Genomic DNA, 20,791 nt, shown 5'->3' with positions numbered 1-20,791 from the left:
TTTTTTAAAAAAAGTTTAACTTTTACGGAACTTGAAGATAACAGAGGAAAATACCACCTTGCTGAAGTCGGCTTTGAAAGAAGGGGATAAAACTGCCTTCAAGTTTTTTTATGAGGCTTACCATGATGGTCTGTTCTACTATCTAATGGGTTTAACCAATAATAGAGCAATTGCACAAGACATACTTCAGGAAACTTTTATTAAACTTTGGAACAACCATTCCAGTTTAAATACCGATCAATCCATTAGGAGTTTTTTGTATACCATGGCGCACAATCAATTTATTGATTACTATAGAAAGCACAAAAGGGAGTTAAAGCTTATTGACAGGCTTACCCTTAAGTTTGGGATGGAAAAACAAGACCAGGACGAGGAGTTGGTTCAACAGCAATTAAAAAGATTAAAGTACTCCATTGAAAAATTACCTCCAAGATGCAAGGAAATATTTGAACTGGGCAAGTTACAAGGTTATAAATACCAAGAAATAGCCGAGATTCTCAAGATATCTGTTAAGACTGTTGAAGTTCAGATGAGCAAGGCGTTTTCTATACTTAGAAAGGACTTCAAAAAATAAAAAAGGCAAAGTTCAGTCCACTTTTAGTTGAAGATTTACAGACAATTCAATGTTATTTCTCCATCTAATTAGAGATATCTCTAGACCTAATTGTAGCTTTAGAAAAAGCCCCTATAAACAATCAAGTTTACAGAGGCTTAAAAAACTAACTCAAAGTAAAAGTTATCCTACCTGTTAGAAAAGGTTGACCCATTAAGGGAGTTGTATGATTAAACTACGATTGGCCCACATTGCATTATCACTCACCCGAGTATGCTTCATTGTCAAGTTTATTGTCTTTGTACACGGGTCGGCAGTTCCTTCTCCTGTTATTTCCAAGTTTCCAAAACTATATTGATAAGGCTCCTTGGAAATTGCCGTTGCTACTGATGTTTCTGGATCAACCGTTAAAATTAAATACGTTTCATCCCTATTGGCTATGTAAGACTTATTTGCTGAAAAAATAAAGAATTCATTTTCATTTGTGCCTGCTTCAACACGAATAATATCTTCTGGATCATAGTCTACCCATGCTTCTTCCAGTACGGTAGCATCTCCGGCAAATGTATCCCGATCTAAAGGGCATACCTTTAAAATGTTTATGATTATGTCTTCCGTAAATACATTCTCATCAGGATCTTCAATCTCCAAAACCAATTTACTGGTCACATCCTTTGCGGTAATGGCAATCACCGCCTCATTTGCATTTGCCGGGATAGTGAATGAATTGGGTACGGTATAATCCGAAGCCAAAGCGGTGCTTTCTTCGGAAACTTTTAGGTTGAATGTTCTGTCCAACGTGCTAATATCGTTCGAATAAATGGTTACATCCAACGAACCTGTGGTGTTGAGAATTACACTAAAGTCTATTTCACCCGCAGATAAAAAGGTAAACTCATTGCCGTCTTGAATATCGTCGCAACTGTTAAGAGCAAATAATCCAATAAATGCCACTAACAATACTAAAATTGAAGTATTTTTCATAAAGTCAAATATTTTTATTTCTTATTCATTAATTGTTGATACTGGCATCAATATTTGGGTTTGCATCTATTTCCTTTTGGGGTATTTTCAGGAAAAGGAGCTCGCTATCTACAGGAACGTTGACCACAACCCTATGAACGGGGTCCCTGTTAATAGGTAAGCGATACCGCTTTGCATCGAACCATTCCACGCCAAGTTCCCCATAGAGTTCCTTACGCCTTTCCAATAAAATCTCATCCAACAGATCCTGTCCTGTATTTGTGGATATTATGGCTCCTGGGTCTCTGTCCTTTTGTAGGGCAAAGAGCAGATCGTGGGCAACGGATTCATTCCCCAAGTGGTATTGCGCCTCTGCATCAATCAATACCATCTCTGATTTTCTCATAAGGGGAATATCCGCTTCAAACTCGAACTTAAACTTAGATGATACAAACTCCCTATATGGAGTGGATGAGTTGTAGATATCCGCAAACAAATTTCTTGAATCTGTTGCTGAAAATTCGTTGACAAAGTTTCTGTTAATATAGGTAGCCTTGAAAAAACCTAGGTCATGATCCATCATACCTGGTGCAGCAGACCAGAAAAAATGGGTCTCGACCTCATCTTGGTACAATGCCCAAACCCATTCTGGGTCTGTAAAGTCCACAAATCCAATGCTATAATTGTTGGAAGGCACCGCTGTTTCTGCGTCGCCTCCATAAACTTCCCTTGCCAAGGAAGATACCTTCTCCCAATCGTCCATAGTTACCAAAAGAACCCTGGCCAAGACACCTTGGGCAACGGCCTTATTGATGTAACTTTTTCCGATTCTAGTATCCGGCAAATCTGCAATCGCCTCATTGAGATCAGATAAAATAAGTTCGAACACATCGCTCAAAGGACTGGTAGGGTTACCTTCGGATTCCCCGGTGGCAGGATTGGTATAGATTGGCAATCTTGAAATACTGGGATCGTTTCTGTAGTTTGGCGCGAACTCCAATGCCAGCTGAAAATAGTGAAATGCTCTCCAGAATTTGCCAAAGGCAATAAATTCCCTCTTACTGTTCTCATCCAAAGTACTACTATTCGTCACACCATCAATAAGCACATTGCCATGATTTACATGTTCATAGCAATAATCCCAGGTAAAGACTGGCCTTGAATGCCCTGGCTCCCTATTTTCAAATGTATAATCGGTTGCAAACCAAGTAGCTCTCTGTATCAAATCATTACCCTTTAAATCCCTTGCAAAATACACAGAGTTCAATCCGGCACGATCTGTTCGTGTATGCTGGCTCCTAGACCTTTTTAGGATGCCGGTTATATAGGCCTCAACTCCCAACCTGTCGGCAAAAACCGCATTAGCTGTAATACCTTCTTCACTGGCAGGTTCATCCAAAAAGTCATCTGAACAACTTGTCATAAATATGCAGCCCAGTAAAAGGGCCATATATCTTATTTTTATATCTTTTAATTTCATTGTTTTCATGTTTTTCAGATTAAAAAGTAACTGTTAGACCTCCGGCGATAATTTTAGGAATTCGTGGTCTTGAATTTACAACGCCGCTAAAACCATGCTCTGGATCTATTCCTTTGAGGGATTGGAACGTAAACAGATTATCTGCCTGGATAAACAACCTTAGGCTACTACACCCAAATTTTTCCAATAATTGCCGATCAAAGTTGTACCCTAAGGTCAAACTCCTCAAACGGACGTAATTGTTCGTGAACAAAAACCGTGTTGATCTAAAGCTGTGGTCATGGGGGCTTGCCAACAATAATGGCGTATTTGTTATATCCCCTGGTTGTTGCCATCTGTTAAGATTGTCCACATGTGCTGTAGATCCAGGTGAATTAAAAGTGTTGATCAGGTTTCCATAGTTACCATTGTATAATTCTCCGCCAAAGCTAAAGTTGGCCAATATGTTAAGATCAAACTGTTTATATTTAAAGAACGTTGAAAAACCTCCAATAACATCTGGCAATGCAGAACCTTTCAGGTATCGAGTGGCCTGACTCTGATCTTTTGTTGTCACCTTATCCACCACTTCACCATCGTCATTAAGTATATCCATGAACCACATACCTTGACCATCTGTAGGATCTACACCCGCCCATTCCTGAAGGTAAAAGTCAAAAAGAGAGTTCCCTACTTTAAATAGTTTGGTGCCAGATATAAATTCGTCCTGGGTCAATTCGGTAATTTCATTCTTATCCAGAGAAAAGTTTATCCCCGTGTTCCAGGTAAAGTTTTCTGTGGAAATATTGGTGGTATTCAAGGATACTTCCAATCCATAGTTTCTTACCGCCCCTACATTAGTGGTAATTTCATCAACCCCGGTAGATGTAGGCAACGGTTTGTCATAAATAAGATCCACAGATTCCCTGTCATAATAATCAACTGTACCTGAAATTTTTCCATCGAAGAGGCTAAAGTCCACTCCCAGGTTAGTGGAAGCCGTTTTTTCCCAACTAATTCTAGGGTCTGCAACTTCGGTTAACAAAACACCAGAGTTACCTTCATTGTTCCATCCAGAATTGAACACCGCCTGGTAAGGAAAAAAACCTATTCCCCTATTGTTGCCCAATTCACCATAAGAAGCTCTTAGTTTTAAAAAGGAGAGCACTTTGTTATTTTGCAAGAAGCGCTCATTGGAAACAATCCAACTTGCACCCATTGAAAAGAAATTACCCCATCTGGTCTCTTCACTAAATCTTGAAGAACCATCCCTACGTGCTGAAAATTCTGCAAAATATCTTTTATCATAATTGTAGGCAAACCTTCCTAAATAACTGTTCAACCTTTCTTCTTGTACAAAACCATTTGTAATTTCGGGGGTTGTATTGCCATTAAGACTTGTCACATTTGGCAAAAAACCTGATGCACGAGCGGTCAATCGATCAATCTCCACGGTATACGCCTCGGTCAATAGATCTGTTGAGATATGGTGCGTCCCAAAATCCTTGGCAAAATTTAGACTTTGAATGGCATTGACCGTTGTAGTAATATCCCTTCTTTGCTCAATTCTGCCCCCAGCTTCTGAAGCAAATCCAAACAAATCATCATCAAATTCAAAATCATCGTACAGGTAATGCTGATAGTTGAACTGGGTTTTGAATTTAAGACCATCTATGATTTGTACCTCTGCAAAGGCACTCCCCAAATAATTGATCCGTTTTCTTTTATCTATCCCTAAATTTATGCTTCCAAGCTCGCTAAAACCTGCCAAAGCAGAACCTGGCCTAATGCTGTTAACAATTTGATTGGCCTCAACAGTACCGTTACCATAATCAAAGATTAGATTTCCTTCATTGTCTCTATGAAGATTTCCATCGGCATCCCTCGCATATATCGGATAAATACTCGATACATTGTAAATCCAATTAATTGACTCAACATTGTTGGGATTCGACAAGTTGGATTTCGAACGTGAAAAGCTGGTGTTCAATCCAACTGTTAACCAATCGGTAACCTGGGATTCCAAATTCAAGCTTACCGCGGCTCGTTCAAAATCCGTGCCAATAGACGTTCCTTCTTCATTCAAATAATCGAAGGACATAAGATAGGTGCTCCTTTCATCGCCACCGGACACACTAAGGTTATGGTTGGTCCTCAATGCATTGTTTCTGATCAATTCACTTTCCCAATCCGTATCCCATAACAAGGATGCTCCGGGTACCAGATTTCCATTGGCATCAATTGGATTGTTTACATTATAGGGATTATACCCCAGATAGTCAATGAGTTCATCAGACGCATTTTGGCCAGCATCCCCTGCTTCTTGACCTCTCACATATTGGTTGGTGTTTCTCAATGCTTCCCAAGTCAGCTTCATCAAATCTTCTGTTTCCAAAAAATCGGGTAAATCAACAGCAGGGCTGGAAAAACCGACCTGTGTTCGAAAAGTTACGGAAGGTGCCGTGTTTTTTTTTCCTTTTTTTGTCGTGATCAAGATTACACCGTTTGCCCCCCTTGATCCGTACAAAGATGTGGATGATGCATCCTTTAAAACGGTTATTGACTCAATCTGGTCTTGGCTTATAACGTTTATATTACCATTAAAAGCGGCACCGTCTATTACGATAAGTGGGCTTTGCGCGGCATTGATACTTCCGAAGCCCCTAATTCTTATACTTGGGTTACTTCCCGGTTCTCCATTAGTTGAAAGTACATTAACACCTGGGACCAATCCTTGGAGTGCCTTTAGGGGCGAGGTGACCTGTTGGTTTTGAATCACCTTTTCAGAGACAGTTGCTACAGCACCGACAACCGACTCTTTGGTTTGGGTACCATAGGCCACAACCACAACTTCCTCTAGTTCATTTGCATCAAGTAATTTAATGTTTATGGTACCCACAGTGGCATCTACCACTTTTTCCTCCGGAATCATTCCCACATAGCTGAATACAAGTATTTGTCCTTCATTGGCCGTTATTTCATAATTCCCATCAAAGTCGGTCAGCGTACCTACCGTACTTCCCTTGATTATAATATTGGCCCCCGCCAAGGGCAATTCATTTTTATCCGTAACATTCCCTGTAATGACATGCTGTGGGGGGGATCCAACTTGTCTACTCACATGTCGGTCTATCATTCTTTTAATGATTATTTGTTTCTCCAAATAATGGATGTTCACGTTTAATGATTTGAACAATCTGTCCAGAACAAGGGAAAGCTTTTCTTTTTTTGCAGAAATGCTAACAACTTTGTTGGTTTGGAACACTCCTTTTTCATATAAGAACTTATGCCCTGTTTTTTCTTCAATTTTATTCAAAACAGTCTCTATGGTCACGTCTCGCATTTCCAGTGAAATCTTAGTATTCTGCGAATATGAACTTGCATGGGACTGAAAAAGCGCTATAATAAAGATGAGGTAAGCAAGCTTCATTTTTAAGCTGATTTTTAAAAAATAAGAGACGGGTCCGACTCTAAGAGTGGATTTTTTCATACTTTAGTTTGGATTTAAATTGTTAGTTATTCTCTTTAGATCACTTTAATAAATCGGAAAATCCTAGCCTATTTTCCGATTTTTTTTGGTTGCTTATTTAAAACTTTCGATCAAAAACAATCTGTGTAGATTATGTCCTTGTTTTGTTGGTCAACCAGGATTTACATGTTTAATAAAATTCAATTCATACTTTTTATGGGTTAGGGATTTATAATTATCTGTGTATCTTTCAAGGTATAGCTGAATGAAGCGGATATGCTCAAACTCTCCATTACCTGGTTAATATCCTCGACGTCAAACTTGGCGGTAAAATATCTTCCATAGAGATCTGGATTGTTATTGATTATTTCCACATTGTATTGGCGTTCCAATCTTTTAAGGATAACCTCAAAAGCCACTTCGTTCAATATCAATCTACCTTGCATCCATGCCAAATAGGGCTCAATATCTACTTCTTCAACAGTCATGCTTTTTGAACTTTTATGCCATGTTGCCATATGTCCAGGCTCTAAAAGAGCAGAAGGCGTTTCGTTGTGGAGCACTTCTACGGACCCCTCTGCCAATACTGTACTTATATGTTCATTTTCTGGGTAGGCCTTAACATTAAATTTTGTTCCTAGTACATTGACACTCAAATTATTGGAATTCACCAAAAATGGATGGCCCCTGTCCTTTACAACATCGAAATATGCCTCCCCATCAAGATAGACTTCTCTATTTAGTCCACTTATAAATTTTACAGGATACCTCAAGGTAGTCCCGGCATTGAGGTGCACCTTGGTACCGTCTGACAATGCCACCTGAAAACGTTTACCGTAAGGAACCATCAACGTATTGAACTCAAGTTTTTCAGCAGATACGTCATTCCCATATACAATACCATTACTGGTATGGGTGCCCACAACCAAACCATTTGTACCGATTATTTGACCCTCTTCTTCTGAAACTATTTTTGTATCACCGTTACCGAGTTGCAAAATAATTTTCTCGTCTACAAGATTCAACGTGGGCTCTCCACTGGTATTTATTTGATTTACAAAATAGAGATATCCAATACTAAACAGTAGTGCCAAGGAAGCTGCCATCATATAAACCCTAGGGACCAATTTTCGTGGTTCTTTTCGATTTATTTTTTCTAAAGTATCCTCCAATAATTCTGTATTCTTGAATGAATATTGGGGAGCATTCTCAGCTTCTGAATTGATTTTCTCCCAATGCTCATTCATTAGGTCCTTGATTTTATCTTCCGAATCCGGTTTTTCAAACAGGCCAAAAAACCTATTAAAATCTGATTTGCTTATGGTATTGCGTATAAAACGTTTGAATAACGCTATAACGTTTTGATTTTCATCCATTTTTGCAATGTTTTTGTTCGTTTCTGGTTGACAAGACTTATGGTATATATAAGTAATACACCTGAGATTAATGAATATCCTTTAAAAAATTCATTTTTTTTTCAAATGAATGATTTACCTTAAAAAAATATGACCGCCTTTCAGATGTATGAACAAAGTGTTGTAAGCCTATAAAAAGGGAAATAATAAGGCTAGAATGGTAGTGTTGGAATTAATATAGGGAAGTAGTTGATCTCTTATCGATCGCTTGACTTTCCATAAATGGTTTCCAACTGTTGATGACTGGATACCCAACAGAGAAGCTATTTCTATATTACTTTTTCCCTGTTCTACTGAAAGTAAAAATACAGATTGTTCTGTTTGTGGGAACGATTGAACAATATTATCAACGATTTCTCTATACTCGGAAAAAATGATGTCGTTTTCAACATGTTCATATTGCTTGGAAAGATTATGCCACAATTCGGTTTTTAATGAATTTCTTCTGCCAACATCCCTCAAGTAGTTCATGGCACTATTTCTTGCAAGTACAAAGATGAAGGAGTGAAAAGATTTATCCAATTCAATACTTTCCCTGACATTCCAAATCTTGATAAATACCTTTTGTACAATTTCTTCCGTGATATACTCGGATTTGGTAAAAGAAAAGATGAAGTAGTACAGCCTTCTTTCGTAAATATAAAAAATAGTTTCAAAGGCCTTTGTATCTCCCATTTTTAGGGATTTTACCAAGTTTTTGGATACTAGCGCCCCTGAATCCTTACCCATAGATATTTAAACTTTTTTTACAATAATATAAAAAAATATGTCAAAATATTTGAGCAATTTATGTCAATGCCTGTAAACTCTAGAATGTTTAGGAATTTTCCCGTCAAAATAGGAAAAGTGTTTGCATATGGTAAAAAAGCTTATGGACATTCAAAATATTTTTTTAGCAATCCTTACTTAAACAAACATCCGAGCAAAAAAAATATCATAATTTGCTCAGTTAGAGGTGGCATTGGGTTCAATTAATCATACTTTTATAAGTTCATGTATGAAAAATGGACAATGGAATCGAAAATTAAATTCCTCAGTGGAAAATCCTTTAGGTTCTGAATCCCTTCTAATAATAAAAAAATATGCTTTTCTTAAATAATCAAGGTTTGAAACCAATATTCATGTTTTTATCCTTCATATTGATGCTATCCTTCATTTCTTGTGATACAGTTGCGCAAAAGAAATTGAATAGTACTACTGAAGTTACTTGGGAACATTCTGCCCATGGGATTTGGAGAGCAAGTGTTGGACGTACACAGAGCATAAGTTTGCTTAAAGCGGCTGATATTAGTCCTAATTATGAAGCGATAGCAACACTCTCCAATCCGGAATTTCCTTTGGACAAAGAAAAAATAAGTGCGGAGGTAATCAACGGTGAGACCTATCTTCGTTTTCCACTTCAAAAAGGTGAAGAACTGTTCGGGTTGGGCTTAAATTTCAAGACCCACAACCAAAGAGGTCGCATTCTTAAACTGCACATGGATCACTACGGAAATGAAGATAATGGGCGTAGCCATGCACCGGTACCTTTTTATGTTTCAACTGAAGGGTATGGTGTCTTAATCGATGCTGCAAAGTATATTCAAGTTTACGCTGGAACCGGAGTTCGTGCAGAAGCCGATGAACCTCCCGTGCTTCATGACAGAAACACCGATAGTGGTTGGGAGGCACAACCTTATTCTGACGCCGTCGAGATATTAGTACCCGCTGATGGCACGGATTTTTACGTATTCGGAGGCGATTCCATGCTTGAAGTGGTACAACGCTATAACCTTTTTAATGGCGGTGGCACCTTACCTCCAAAATGGGGCTTAGGCTTCACTCAGCGTGTTCCCACATTGTTCAGTGCAAAGGATATCGAAAAAGAAGTAGCCGATTTTGAGTCTCACGATTTTCCACTTGATTTTATAGGTGTTGAGCCTGGCTGGCATACAATGGCCTATCCATGTACCTTTGAATGGGAAAAAAGTCGTTTTCCGCATCCAGAAGGATTTGTGCAGGGCCTTCTTGACAAGGGTATCCGGGCCAATCTTTGGATAAATCCATACGTATCACCAAAAGGTAGCCTTTATCCCAGGATAAAGCCATTTACTGGTTCACATACAGTTTGGAATGGGATTGTTCCCGATTTTACTCTTAAAGAAGCCAAAACACTTTTCAAAAGCCACTTTATGGAAAATCATATTGACATAGGTGTAAGCGGCTATAAAATTGACGAGGTGGACGGATTTGACCAGTGGTTATGGCCCGATGTAGCCACTTTCCCTTCAGGGACTACAGCTGAAGAAATGCGACAAATCTATGGCACCATAATGCAGAAAATGACCGCCGACTGGTTCAAGGAAAAAAACCAGCGCACCTACGGATTGGTCAGAGCGGCCAATGTTGGAACCAACAGCTTGCCATACGTAATCTACAATGACTATTATAGCCATAAAGACTTTATTACTGCACTTATAAACAGCAGTTTCATTGGGGTTCTATGGACTCCTGAGGTACGGGCATCCGGTTCGGCCGAAGAATGGTTGCGCAGAATGCAATCCGTTTGCTTCTCTCCTATGGCTATGCTTAACGCATGGGCAGATGGCACCAAACCCTGGTCATTTCCAGAAGTGGAAAAAGAGGTAAGGGAAGTTGCACGATTGCGCATGCAACTGTTACCCTATATCTATACTGCATTTGCCAAATATCAACAAGAAGGGATTCCACCATTTAGAGCCATGCAATTGGTAAAAGGTTTCTCTTTTAAATCTGAAAAAGTAAAGGGCGAACTTGATGGTACAGCGAATCCCTATGCTGATGCAACAATTCGTGAGGTCAAATACCAATACATGATGGGTGATGACATATTGGTAGCTCCCATGTTTACGGGAGAAAAAACAAGACAAGTAATATTACCGACCGGTAAGTGGTATGATTTCTATACTGGGGCATTTGCAGGAGAACAGGAAATCATAACAATAGCACCTGGATTAGATCAAATACCGTTGTTTGTGAAAGATGGAGGTATTATACCCATGATTACTGCACGAAATAGAATGCCCTCTGCCAATGAAACTCTCCAACTCACCGTCCGTCACTACGGAATGGCGCCAGGAAAGTTTTTGCTTTATGATGATGATGGCACCACGTTTGACTATGAAAAAGGAAAATACAGTCAAGCAATATTGAAAGTAGATAAGCTTAATAATGAATTTAAAGGAAGTATCAAAATTGATAACAAAGAATACTTTAACTACAAATCCGAAATTAATTGGGAATTTATGACCCAAAATAAATAAAAGACAGAAGCTCATATAAAGAAGGTCACATTATTTTATCACAATGAACATTGCGTAGACCAATAGCTATTTGAAAACTAAAGAGCATCCAATATATGGTGTTCCCTGATGGGATTGGGTGTGACTTCAAAAACAAGCTAGTTCAAACCTTTCGGGTCAATGAAATTTTTAACACAATCCGTTCATTTTCAGGAAATTTGAAGGAAATAAAAAACGGGAGTTTCCACTCGATTCGTGAAAAATCCCGTTTAGTGACCACGGTAGGGTCGTAATACCTCAATTATCTATCTGATATTCAAAAAGTTATAATTTTATTTATTTTGGGTGCGCACCGAAATGCCAGCTGGATCGCACTTGGATTTTAAATGAACTTATTTGACCCTAAATTTAACCATTTTTTTCCAGTCCAAAAGCTACAAAGCCAGTCCATCTAAAGAAAGAAAGCTTGTAACAGAATTAGTTTAAATAAAGGTGGGATTAATTACTTCATAACTATAGGTGGGTAGTTCTAAAAAATGTTCCTTTTATAGAAATATTTAAAACAGAGGATAAAGTTTACAAATTACATAGTTTATCTATTGCTATTGTACCTGCTTGGGGATGTTGCACCCCATTCCTTCCCAAGGATACAGTCCTGCTGGCAAAGCCTCTTCAACGGTTATCAATGGCAAGAAAATTTCGGCATCCATGACTACATTGGAACCTTGAAGATTAAGTCCAAATATACTTCTCAATTGGTTTGCACCAGTATTTGAAACAGTAACCGCAGCATCAACTTTTGCTCTACTGACCTCTCTTCTTCTGGCATAAATTTCTGCCCAGCGTTCTGCTACTGGTATTTTAATCAATAATCCTTTATTGCTGTCGCTCATCGGATCTAAATGCATGGCTTCATCCAAAATATCCTCAATGGCCATCTTGTCATTGATCTCCTTATAATCATATTTTCCATTGCCAGTAAAAAGGTTGTTCATCAGCGTCAATTTAGCTCCTAAATTATAGATTCCCCCCTTATGGCCGAAGCCTAATACATTGTTTTCCACAATTGCGGTTAAATTTTGATCAAAGGCTACGGCAGCGCCCCCATATGATGCAATGGGATCATGTTTCCAAGTAAATAACACCGTATTATGCCTTATGGTATATTTGGGTATTTTCGATTCATTTGAACCTGCATATCCTGTTCGCACATGTATGCCATAGCCCGTATTGTTGAAACAGAAATTGTTTTGGATGATTCCTTTTCCACCTTCGAATACCTTAACAGATATTGCCCCCTCTGAAGGAGCTGTATTCATTACGACACAATTTTGAACGATGACGTTGGTATACCTACTGGCAACAATGGAAATTCCCCCAGATTCAGGGGAAGGATTTCTTCCAGATGTTGGACTGGCCTTTCTTCGAATGGCCAAATTTTTGTCTTGATGATACCTATTTCTTGGACCATTGTCAAAGATAATCCCATCGACAATAATTTTTGATCCGGTAGATTTTAAGCCTCCCGATTCACGCTGTTGATCGGTACGGATGTACAACCTGGTATTAGTGGATTTCTGATATTCATTTACCCCGGTAAAGATAGTCTTATGGGCATTCCAAGGATCTCTCCTGTCAAAGGTGATATCATATCCCCCATATATTTGAACAGGAACATTGATCTCGTCCGCACCTCTTTTTCCTTTGCTCATATATATTCCTTCGGCAATATGAATTCTATCATTGGGTTTTAGATGGTGTATGATATTACCCAAATCTTTGGCGGGTCGATCTTTGGTTCCCATCTGTCCCGAACCTGTAGTTTTGCTAATGTACCAGTCCCGACCTTTGTTTAAAAAGTTTTTTGAGGTATTCTCTTGGGCATGGCCTTGAGAAAAAAGGAATATAAAAAAGAATCCCAAAGCAAGAAATTTATTGAAGTATCTCATTTTAATAAAAGTTGAATTATTTACTTACGTGTTTTTAATAGGGGTTGCTTATAAATGGAATTAAAATTCAAGATCAAAACCTTGGATGTAATCGTCATCGGTATCTGTAGATACCGTTACATAATATTCCTGTCCATGCCCGTCTGCAAAATTTAAATACCCCGTAAAATGATATAATTTGCGACCGTCGGATAAATTATAAAACCCAAATCCTGTTCTTTTGTATCCTTTCAATTTCCCGTGGAGTTTCTCCAAGTTTTCAATGAATTTGCTTAAGTTGTCCCTTAGACCAGGGGTTCTAAATTTGGGTACCACTGCATCCGAAATGCCTTTATAGTCACCGTTCAGTAAATTGTCGGAAAAATTATGATAGATAGAGGATTGGTCCAAGGCCGGTTCTAACATTTCCCGTTCATAACCATAGGTTTTTGGTTCTTGCGCCGAGGGCATTGCAAATTCAACCCTAATGATGTCATATTTGATTCTTTCATCGGGCTCAAGGCTCCCATACATCATCAATGCAATATTTGGCCCCGTAATATCCTGTCTAAGACTATCCAACATTTTACTATCGGATACAGTTATCGTAAAATCATTTCGTGTCACCCCGTTATTGGTCTGAAACCCCTTGGAAAAAGCCGTTTTCGCTCCATAATGTTCAGCAATACGATCCATTCCCTTTTTCTGGGAATCAGATGCACATGAACATACAGCCATTGCCAATGATAGATATATCAATTTTTTCATAATCAGTGTTTGGTTTCCCTATATTTCTTAATGTTGATCAGTCTCCAGTCAAGCAATCAACAGATATCATAAATGTAGATTCATTGTTCGGTTTTCCTTTATCTGAAAACCATGAAAACAAAAAATATATGAAATCATATAGGAAAAAAATAGTTACACTTTAGAAGATAAAATAAGTTACTTATGCAACTCGTATTCCAAAGCAACTCTAACCAGGCCTGCGGTATTTCGGGTTCCTGTCTTGATGAGCATATTTCTCCGGTGGGTCTCAACTGTGCCAAAACTTATAAAAAGCTTGTCCGCAATCTCCTGTGTGGTATGTTCGTCCAATATTAGTTGAAGTACTTCTTTCTCGCGTCGGGAAAGTTTGGGAAACAGCGTATTGTATTGACTGCTTTTTTTGGAGTTAGTCATTGTATTGATGACTATTTCGTTTGAAATGTCATCCAAATACATTTTCCCTTTATAAACGGTCTCTATGGCTTCTATGAGTTCTTCCTTACCCGCATTTTTAAGAACATATCCCTTTGCCCCATTGCCCAGCATCATTTTAATCAAACTGCTTTCTTTGTGCATGGTAATGGCAATTATCTTAACAGCGGGCATCATCTTCATTAATTGTTTACACGCGTCTATACCATTCATCCCCGGCATGTTGATATCCAATAAGATTACATTTGGCGTTGCTTCAGAGATAGAATCCAATGCTGCTTCTGCATTAAATTCATGGCCTACCACTTCAATTCCGGTTTCGTCTTTCAACAATAATCGAAACCCTTCTATGACCATTTTATGGTCATCGACTATGAATACCTTGATCATACTTTTGGAATGTTGATGGTTATTGTCGTGCCCTTGCCAGACTGAGTGTCCCAGTCAATTGTTCCGTTTAAAAATTCTACTCTACCATTGATGCTTTTTAAACCCACACCGCCAGACACTATAGCTTTTTCGTAATCAAATCCATTACCGTCATCCTCTATAATAAGGCTTAGTCCTTGATCAACCCCCAAAATTTGGATAAGGATGTTTTTTGCATTGGCATGTTTTCTGATATTTGAGATAACTTCTTGGACCAACCGATAAAGCATGGCCTGCTTGGTCTTTACTACATCACTTGGAAATTCTCGAATATTCAGCTCAACAGTAAATCCTTCATTTCTTAGGTTATCCGCCATATCTTCCATTGCAGTAGGTAGACCGGAAAGGGTAAGGGCATGCGGAATCATATTATGAGAAATGCGTCTTACGGCAATGCAGGCCTCATCTATCAGCTCATTGGTTCGCTGAGTGAGTTTGATTTTTTCCACTTGTTTAGCCTCGTTTTGGATCGTTGTAAAATGAGCTTTTACCGTACTTAGCAATCCTCCCAAACTGTCATGTAAGTCTTTGGCAATTCGTATGCGTTCCGCTTCTTGGCCTTCGATCATACTGTTCAGCGCTAGCAGTTTGTTCTGTTGCTGTAGTTTGGTAATTTTTTGTGAATGAATTTCTTCATTTTGGGCAGCCATTTTTCTATTGATTCTTATTCGATTGCGGAGAAAGAAGAAAACGGTCAAGGCAAAAACTGTAAGGCCAGAAGCCCCAAATAAAAATATGTTACGTTGACGTGTCCGCTGATTTAATTTTAATTGACTTATTTCGAGTTCTTTTTCTTTTTCCTTGACATCAAATTTAGCCTGCATTTCTTCCATGGCCTTGATACGATCGGTTTGATTCAACGTATCGTCCAAAGCAGACGCCTCTTTTAAAATCTCATATGCCTGTGCGTCTTTTGCCAGTTTATGTTTTATATCACTTAAACCGTACATAAGTTCCAATTGATCGACTTTTTGATCATATTCCCTTGCCAGCTTCAATGCCTCTTCCATGTAACTTTCAGCTGCTTTATCATCACTTTCCTTGAGGGCTATATTGCCAAGGTGACCCAATACCACAACTGAGTATTGCTGACTTCTATTAGTCTTGAAATAGTCCCAGGCATTATTTAAATGTTTTTTTGCCCTTTTAAGATTATTTAAATCATGAAAAATTTCGCCTAAAGCAACGTCGCTAGTAGCTACGTGATACGACAGTCCCAAAAGATTATATATCTTTTGGCTACCTTGCAATTGTTGAATGGCTTTATCTTCCATTCCGCCCATTTCATGATAGATCATTCCAAGGTTCATTAAACTTCCCGCTATACCAAGGCTGTCCTTAAGCTCTTTCTTTAACTCATATGACTTTAGATAAATTTTCTCGGCCCTATCATACTTTTTTTGTATGCGATATATTATACCTATGTTGTTAAGTACTTTTGCAAGATCTTCCTTGGACATATATTTGCTCAAATCATAAGCGGAAAGGTAATTTTTTAAAGCTAGATCTAAATCTCCTGCGTAATAGTAACCTACCCCAATGTTGATGTAGTATTTTGTCTCAATCTCCTTTTCTCCTTGTATTTTGGACATTTTTAGGCCTTCATCATATAACGGTATTGCCTTGTCAAACTGTGACATAATATCCAATGCCACCGCTTTTCGTAAAGTCATTTGTATTACCCCTTTTTTAAAACCCAATTTATTGGATAGCGCTAATCCATCCTCTGCCGCCTTCAACATTTCAGATTGATTGTTAAGTTGCATCTGGGTTTTGCTTAAAGCATTATAACTGAATACTTTTAGAGTATCATCCGGAGTGTTTGCAATTAATTGCTCCAAACTATCAATTTTTTGTTCGAAACGATTTTGTGAATATGTTTTAAAAAGGGATAATTGTAAGAAAACGCAACAAACAACAATTATTGAGACTTTATGCTTGTTCATATATAAATTGTTGATTGCCATTAGCTTGCTTAAAGCAAGCTAATAAGTTACTGTTTTATTTTTAATTTGCGCTGACGTGCGGAATCGAGCTTATTTTATGGGCGGATTCAATGAGAAATATGTTTCAAATATTCTATTGCTCCTTGGGGTCACTTCCATATGGATTATTTCCGCTATTACCTTCGGTTACATAAAGCACTATCAACCATATGGGGCCAACAATTGGAATCAAAGCAATAAATAACATCCATCCAGATTTTCCGATATCGTGCAGTCTTCTCACTGAAACTGCTAAACCGGGAATAAAAGTGACCAGAACATAGGTAACATATAAAATCCCCAATTGGGTATGGCCAATTTCCATATCGAACAAATAATCCAAATAGGACAGGGCAACTGCGAAAATTGTATTGAAGAGTACGAACATCCAAAACTCGGTCCTTCTCGCCCTTCCCTTAAAATCTGCGTACTGTTTCAATACTTTTATATACCATTTCATGTTTCAACGTTTTTATAATGGATTATAGCAAATCAAGATATTCTTTTACCTGTTGCTCCATTCTTTTGAACTTTTTCTTTGTTACGGCCCATACTATACCATAAAACAGGAAGCCCCCTATAAACCCAAATACCAAACCGATACCGAAGCCAAGGGCTATCCAAATATTCCCAAGATTGACACCGCTGTCCACTTTGATACCTTCAGATTTTGGTATAACCCTGACCATGGAGGCTCCTTTGGTCACCACGATTATTTTTTTGTTGATTAAAGGGTGTTTGACCTTGCAGTCCTTAAAGTGAGACTGGAGTTTGTTTTTTAAACTTTCGGTATCGATTTGCTGGTCGGTTACTGTTTCCATTTTTGTTTTTTAAATATTGTTGAGTCCTAAGCCCATAAAAGCAGTCATGTCCGGGCTTATCGAACCATTTTATTGTTTTAATTTTGATTGCCCAATACCCTTTAGCGAGTATATTCGATCCAGATACATTTTAAAACGGGCCGTTAGGGCTCCAGCAGTGTCTCCTGGGTACTTTTTTTGAGCTTTCTTCAATTCTTCGGATGATAATATTTTTCCTCCCTTGCCCGCCTTTAATTTCGTTTCCAAATCTTTGATTTTTGTGGTTAGGAAAGTTGGAAAGTTATCTGGGTGTTGAAGTCTTTTGGTATTGATATCCTCGACCAGACTCTTTACCTAACGGTCCATGGTTTGATCTTTCTCCAATAGTTGGTTAATGTCCACCTTGCCTTGAGCCATGGTATTTATGCCAACAAACAGACAAGCGAAAATCATTGTTAATCGAATTGTTTTCATGAGATAATATGTTTTTATGTTATGAAAATGAAGTTAGTGCGACCTGGTCATTGGAAGGTCCTTGTTTTCTGTTACCCACCAAAAATCCATGAATTCCGGTATGGAGTGTCCAATAGGCGAGTGTAGATTATGTCTATTGTACCTATTTCACATGAATTATCAACAGGTTCTAAAATCTAAAATGGAAAACCATGTCTTCTGCCTTCACAATCCTTTCCATCTGGTCTGGCAACAACTCCTTGGGAGTCACTGCCATTATCTCCAAGCAGTACATCATACAACTTTCCCACAACGTTCCCTGTAGCTTTACCAGCTGCGGCACCGGCATTGGCCATGTTTTCATATGTCCCTGCAATTGTTGCTCCGATATATTCTGCTGTCTCCTGTACCATGCCTTGGGCTTGGTAATCGTAACCATCCTTTGCAAAGATTACTTCTCTTTTTAATAGACAGTCATAACATAACTTTGCAACATACTGTTGGTCTTCTTTGGACAGTGCGTAAAAAATGGACATCTTTTCCAGAAAAGTTTTTCTTTGCGCTTTAGGCAGTTTTTTTAGTTCAGAAATCACTTTTTTGTCCGAGCTGATTGCTTTATGGATGGCTTCTTTTTGTTTTAGGCTATACGTCATGGTTTTTTGCCCATTCACTACTGATGTAATCGCCATTAAAAATATTGATATAAGTATTTTTTTCATTTTTAATAGAACTTTTGTTAAGCGAAAACAAGATAGGAATGACAATCGGTAGGGGTATATATCAAATCATGTACTTTTGAAAAACCCATGATTTCATATACTTGGGAAATAAGGAAAATTTAGATTATGTTGGAAAGTTTTGGTAATTCATTAATGAAAAGTCACGGATTTTAGGCATGGAAACATTTTATGATTTAGGAATAGAAAGAAAGAAGAATGAAGCTCTAATACAGAGTGTTTTAGAATATGATAAAAAAGGTCAGGAAAGCGGAATTAACACCGCAAGAGCCTTTTGAAACGGAAATATCCGAAGGAAACACTTTATTTGATATTGTAGGTTACCAAGACACATCAAATTTTGCTATTTCTAAGAGAATATATGAACTACTAAAAGAGAATGGAATCACAGGTTGGAAAAGGGTATGAAATATCAATTAAAGGGAAAAATGAAAGCTATTATGGTTTTCAAGTAACTGGAAAGTGTGGTAAACTCAATATGCCAAAAGAAGCTGGTTTTTATACTGGATATAAATTTGACTACAGTTCTTGGAATAGATTAGATTTTTTCAGCCCTAATAAAACCATGTTACTTTTTTGTACAGAGAAAGTTCAAAACCTGTTTAAGAAACATAAAGTTACCAATGTTGAATTAGTGGATATTAGTACCGTTCAAGTTTATTCAGTCGGTAACCTTTAAAGGTGTAATAAATTAAAAGAAAGCCTTCCCACTCCCCCGCTACCACTAGTCTACTTCGGCAAACTCAGTACAGGATTGACCAGTAGAGGTAGGAGCAAGCAGAAACAAAAACAATAAAGCCATGGCTAGACGGTCATGGCTTTTGGTTTTAGTAGATTTGAATACCACGAGTTATAAACTTGCGGCTACATGAATAACCTTAATAATCCAAACACACTACATCAGCATAGGTTTGCCTTACCATAAGCTGCAGGTCTTTTTTGGGTGCATCAATGGTAAACTGCAAGCACAACTTATGTGCATGTATGGCCAAAGTACCTTCGGCCAAGGGGCGGGACAGCCGTAACATTTTGGTATGGTACTCCAAGTTCTGCGTAGGCCTTTCAAACCAAAACCAAAAGGGGAACACCAGATTGTCCACCACCCGTATTTTGGCAAAACGTTCGTTTTTAAATTTATGGAGTACCAATCGGCTATTGGGCCGTATCATGGTATTAAAATAATGCCCGTTTCGGTAGGTATCAACCTTTAATTGGGTAAAGGTGAGCTTTAGGGTGTTTCCTGTTTCACTATCAAGAAAAGTGGTCAGGGTCTTAAATACATCGGATGTAATCATAAGTAAAGATTTGGGTTGTTAAAATACAATGGCGGGGTAAATCAAATTTAAAATATTTTAATGACTCTTTGGTCATTGTTGAAAAGTTATAAAGAAAGGATCTTGAGGTCATGGAAAAATTGTCCAAAGACCAAGAGCTATTAAAACTCGCCAGACGTGTGGCCCAGCTTCGTGATGAGAAAGGTGTAAGTCAACAAAACGCTTTTAATGATACGGGAATACACTTTGGACGCATTGAACAAGGTAAGAGAGATATTAGCTACTTCACCTTAATGAAACTCTGCCAATACTTTGAAATTTCGCTCCATGATTTTTTTGACGGGTCTTTTGAGAAATAGCAATATAATTTGTTACTATAAGTTTAGGATGGTGGTAGCCAAGGCTTCAGATTGACTTCGCCCTTCCCTCAAAACTCCGTTCGGAAAATAATTCAAACAAAAAAACGCTCAAGCTAGCTTGGCGTTTTTCCTTATCGAACCATTTATTTGTGACCACGGCAGGGTTTAAGTCCTTGCCCTTGTGACCTCCGTAGGATTCTGATGTTTCAGAGGATGCGGAGATTTTATAGGTTTTAAAAATTGCTATACAAAATCTGTTGACCGAATTGTTGACGGTCTATTTGATTACAAATGATATCATTTGACTTTCAGAACAAAGATAAAAATCTATAATTCTTAAAGAAAGTATATTATTAAATTATCAATTAGTCCCACTCCCTTCCATTTTAAGCTTCCCATAGTTTTTTAATTCACTTACCGAGCCCTCGCTAGCAAACTTTTTTGTCAGCAAAACACCAACATTCAGTTTTGAACTACGGCATAAACCAGGCTCATACTTCGCTCTTT

18 protein-coding genes are annotated in these 20,791 nt (G+C 38.1%); 4 read left to right on the top strand and 14 right to left on the bottom strand.

Annotation, left to right across the window (positions count from 1 at the left end; all coding sequences use genetic code 11):
- Window positions 1-31 precede the first annotated feature (31 nt).
- Window positions 32-574: an RNA polymerase sigma factor gene (locus E4661_RS16750; protein WP_136468617.1), complete on the top strand. Its 543-nt coding sequence runs from the start codon at window positions 32-34 to the stop codon at window positions 572-574.
- Window positions 575-766: 192 nt separating this feature from the next.
- On the opposite strand, the gene E4661_RS16745 is transcribed toward E4661_RS16750, so the two are convergent.
- The 5 genes from E4661_RS16745 to E4661_RS16725 all read right to left on the bottom strand — a co-directional run bounded on the left by E4661_RS16745 (window position 767) and on the right by E4661_RS16725 (window position 8,534).
- Window positions 767-1,537, bottom strand: coding sequence for a hypothetical protein (locus E4661_RS16745; protein ID WP_136468616.1), 771 nt, complete (start codon window positions 1,535-1,537; stop codon window positions 767-769).
- Window positions 1,538-1,565: 28 nt separating this feature from the next.
- Window positions 1,566-2,996 carry a RagB/SusD family nutrient uptake outer membrane protein gene (locus E4661_RS16740; protein ID WP_168796405.1) on the bottom strand — a complete coding sequence of 477 codons (1,431 nt, stop codon included), beginning with the start codon at window positions 2,994-2,996 and terminating at the stop codon, window positions 1,566-1,568.
- Window positions 2,997-3,015: 19 nt separating this feature from the next.
- Window positions 3,016-6,405, bottom strand: coding sequence for a SusC/RagA family TonB-linked outer membrane protein (locus E4661_RS16735; RefSeq protein ID WP_168796404.1), 3,390 nt, complete (start codon window positions 6,403-6,405; stop codon window positions 3,016-3,018).
- 260 nt (window positions 6,406-6,665) lie between these two features.
- Window positions 6,666-7,820, bottom strand: a complete 1,155-nt coding sequence (locus E4661_RS16730; protein WP_136468613.1) for a FecR family protein — start codon at window positions 7,818-7,820, stop codon at window positions 6,666-6,668.
- A gap of 168 nt (window positions 7,821-7,988) precedes the next feature.
- On the bottom strand, window positions 7,989-8,534 hold the full coding sequence (locus E4661_RS16725; protein ID WP_168796403.1) for a sigma-70 family RNA polymerase sigma factor: 546 nt from the start codon (window positions 8,532-8,534) through the stop codon (window positions 7,989-7,991).
- Between the two features lie 446 nt (window positions 8,535-8,980).
- Between E4661_RS16725 and E4661_RS16720 the strand changes: the two genes are divergently transcribed.
- Window positions 8,981-11,140 carry a glycoside hydrolase family 31 protein gene (locus E4661_RS16720; RefSeq protein ID WP_136468611.1) on the top strand — a complete coding sequence of 720 codons (2,160 nt, stop codon included), beginning with the start codon at window positions 8,981-8,983 and terminating at the stop codon, window positions 11,138-11,140.
- Window positions 11,141-11,721: 581 nt separating this feature from the next.
- Here E4661_RS16720 and E4661_RS16715 read toward each other — a convergent pair.
- The 8 genes from E4661_RS16715 to E4661_RS16685 form a co-directional block, all read right to left on the bottom strand.
- Window positions 11,722-13,068 carry a right-handed parallel beta-helix repeat-containing protein gene (locus E4661_RS16715; protein ID WP_136468610.1) on the bottom strand — a complete coding sequence of 449 codons (1,347 nt, stop codon included), beginning with the start codon at window positions 13,066-13,068 and terminating at the stop codon, window positions 11,722-11,724.
- 60 nt (window positions 13,069-13,128) lie between these two features.
- Window positions 13,129-13,815 carry a hypothetical protein gene (locus E4661_RS16710; RefSeq protein ID WP_136468609.1) on the bottom strand — a complete coding sequence of 229 codons (687 nt, stop codon included), beginning with the start codon at window positions 13,813-13,815 and terminating at the stop codon, window positions 13,129-13,131.
- A 177-nt stretch (window positions 13,816-13,992) separates the two neighbouring features.
- Window positions 13,993-14,637, bottom strand: coding sequence for a response regulator (locus tag E4661_RS16705; RefSeq protein ID WP_136468608.1), 645 nt, complete (start codon window positions 14,635-14,637; stop codon window positions 13,993-13,995).
- Entirely contained in the window at window positions 14,634-16,517 is a 1,884-nt protein-coding gene (locus E4661_RS16700; RefSeq protein ID WP_168796402.1) for a tetratricopeptide repeat-containing sensor histidine kinase, read from the bottom strand. The genes E4661_RS16705 and E4661_RS16700 overlap by 4 nt, the downstream gene beginning before the upstream one ends.
- 238 nt (window positions 16,518-16,755) lie before the next feature.
- The gene (locus tag E4661_RS16695) at window positions 16,756-17,121 is read right to left on the bottom strand and encodes a DUF805 domain-containing protein (protein WP_136468606.1); all 366 of its coding nucleotides are present in this window, start codon (window positions 17,119-17,121) and stop codon (window positions 16,756-16,758) included.
- Window positions 17,122-17,143: 22 nt separating this feature from the next.
- The gene (locus tag E4661_RS16690; protein WP_136468605.1) at window positions 17,144-17,482 is read right to left on the bottom strand and encodes a hypothetical protein; all 339 of its coding nucleotides are present in this window, start codon (window positions 17,480-17,482) and stop codon (window positions 17,144-17,146) included.
- Window positions 17,483-17,551: 69 nt separating this feature from the next.
- Window positions 17,552-17,728, bottom strand: coding sequence for a hypothetical protein (locus E4661_RS19145; protein WP_168796401.1), 177 nt, complete (start codon window positions 17,726-17,728; stop codon window positions 17,552-17,554).
- Window positions 17,729-18,111: 383 nt separating this feature from the next.
- Window positions 18,112-18,633, bottom strand: coding sequence for a hypothetical protein (locus E4661_RS16685; protein ID WP_136468604.1), 522 nt, complete (start codon window positions 18,631-18,633; stop codon window positions 18,112-18,114).
- A 397-nt stretch (window positions 18,634-19,030) separates the two neighbouring features.
- Between E4661_RS16685 and E4661_RS16680 the strand changes: the two genes are divergently transcribed.
- A complete protein-coding gene (locus tag E4661_RS16680) occupies window positions 19,031-19,330 on the top strand; it encodes a hypothetical protein (protein ID WP_136468603.1) in 300 nt (99 codons plus the stop codon).
- A gap of 199 nt (window positions 19,331-19,529) precedes the next feature.
- Here E4661_RS16680 and E4661_RS16675 read toward each other — a convergent pair whose 3' ends face one another.
- Window positions 19,530-19,946 carry a hypothetical protein gene (locus E4661_RS16675; RefSeq protein ID WP_136468602.1) on the bottom strand — a complete coding sequence of 139 codons (417 nt, stop codon included), beginning with the start codon at window positions 19,944-19,946 and terminating at the stop codon, window positions 19,530-19,532.
- A 110-nt stretch (window positions 19,947-20,056) separates the two neighbouring features.
- Here E4661_RS16675 and E4661_RS16670 point away from each other — a divergent pair, with 110 nt between their 5' ends.
- The gene (locus E4661_RS16670; RefSeq protein ID WP_136468601.1) at window positions 20,057-20,284 is read left to right on the top strand and encodes a helix-turn-helix domain-containing protein; all 228 of its coding nucleotides are present in this window, start codon (window positions 20,057-20,059) and stop codon (window positions 20,282-20,284) included.
- Window positions 20,285-20,791: the final 507 nt, after the last annotated feature.

The organism is Flagellimonas onchidii (assembly GCF_004804315.1).
Classification (GTDB): Bacteria; Bacteroidota; Bacteroidia; order Flavobacteriales; family Flavobacteriaceae; genus Flagellimonas; species Flagellimonas onchidii.
This window is presented reverse-complemented; position numbering and strand designations above follow the sequence as displayed.

Bases quoted from the DNA above. Each gene is read 5' to 3' on its own strand.
- E4661_RS16725 (WP_168796403.1), bottom strand. From the start codon at position 8,534: ATGGGAGATACAAAGGCCTTTGAAACTATTTTTTATATTTACGAAAGA.
- E4661_RS16680 (WP_136468603.1), top strand. From the start codon at position 19,031: ATGGAATCACAGGTTGGAAAAGGGTATGAAATATCAATTAAAGGGAAA.
- E4661_RS16715 (WP_136468610.1), bottom strand. From the start codon at position 13,068: ATGAGATACTTCAATAAATTTCTTGCTTTGGGATTCTTTTTTATATTC.
- E4661_RS16730 (WP_136468613.1), bottom strand. From the start codon at position 7,820: ATGGATGAAAATCAAAACGTTATAGCGTTATTCAAACGTTTTATACGC.
- E4661_RS16745 (WP_136468616.1), bottom strand. From the start codon at position 1,537: ATGAAAAATACTTCAATTTTAGTATTGTTAGTGGCATTTATTGGATTA.
- E4661_RS16735 (WP_168796404.1), bottom strand. From the start codon at position 6,405: ATGAAGCTTGCTTACCTCATCTTTATTATAGCGCTTTTTCAGTCCCAT.
- E4661_RS16720 (WP_136468611.1), top strand. From the start codon at position 8,981: ATGTTTTTATCCTTCATATTGATGCTATCCTTCATTTCTTGTGATACA.
- E4661_RS16705 (WP_136468608.1), bottom strand. From the start codon at position 14,637: ATGATCAAGGTATTCATAGTCGATGACCATAAAATGGTCATAGAAGGG.
- E4661_RS16685 (WP_136468604.1), bottom strand. From the start codon at position 18,633: ATGAAAAAAATACTTATATCAATATTTTTAATGGCGATTACATCAGTA.
- E4661_RS16690 (WP_136468605.1), bottom strand. From the start codon at position 17,482: ATGGAAACAGTAACCGACCAGCAAATCGATACCGAAAGTTTAAAAAAC.
- E4661_RS16695 (WP_136468606.1), bottom strand. From the start codon at position 17,121: ATGAAATGGTATATAAAAGTATTGAAACAGTACGCAGATTTTAAGGGA.
- E4661_RS16670 (WP_136468601.1), top strand. From the start codon at position 20,057: ATGGAAAAATTGTCCAAAGACCAAGAGCTATTAAAACTCGCCAGACGT.
- E4661_RS16740 (WP_168796405.1), bottom strand. From the start codon at position 2,996: ATGAAATTAAAAGATATAAAAATAAGATATATGGCCCTTTTACTGGGC.
- E4661_RS16710 (WP_136468609.1), bottom strand. From the start codon at position 13,815: ATGAAAAAATTGATATATCTATCATTGGCAATGGCTGTATGTTCATGT.
- E4661_RS16675 (WP_136468602.1), bottom strand. From the start codon at position 19,946: ATGATTACATCCGATGTATTTAAGACCCTGACCACTTTTCTTGATAGT.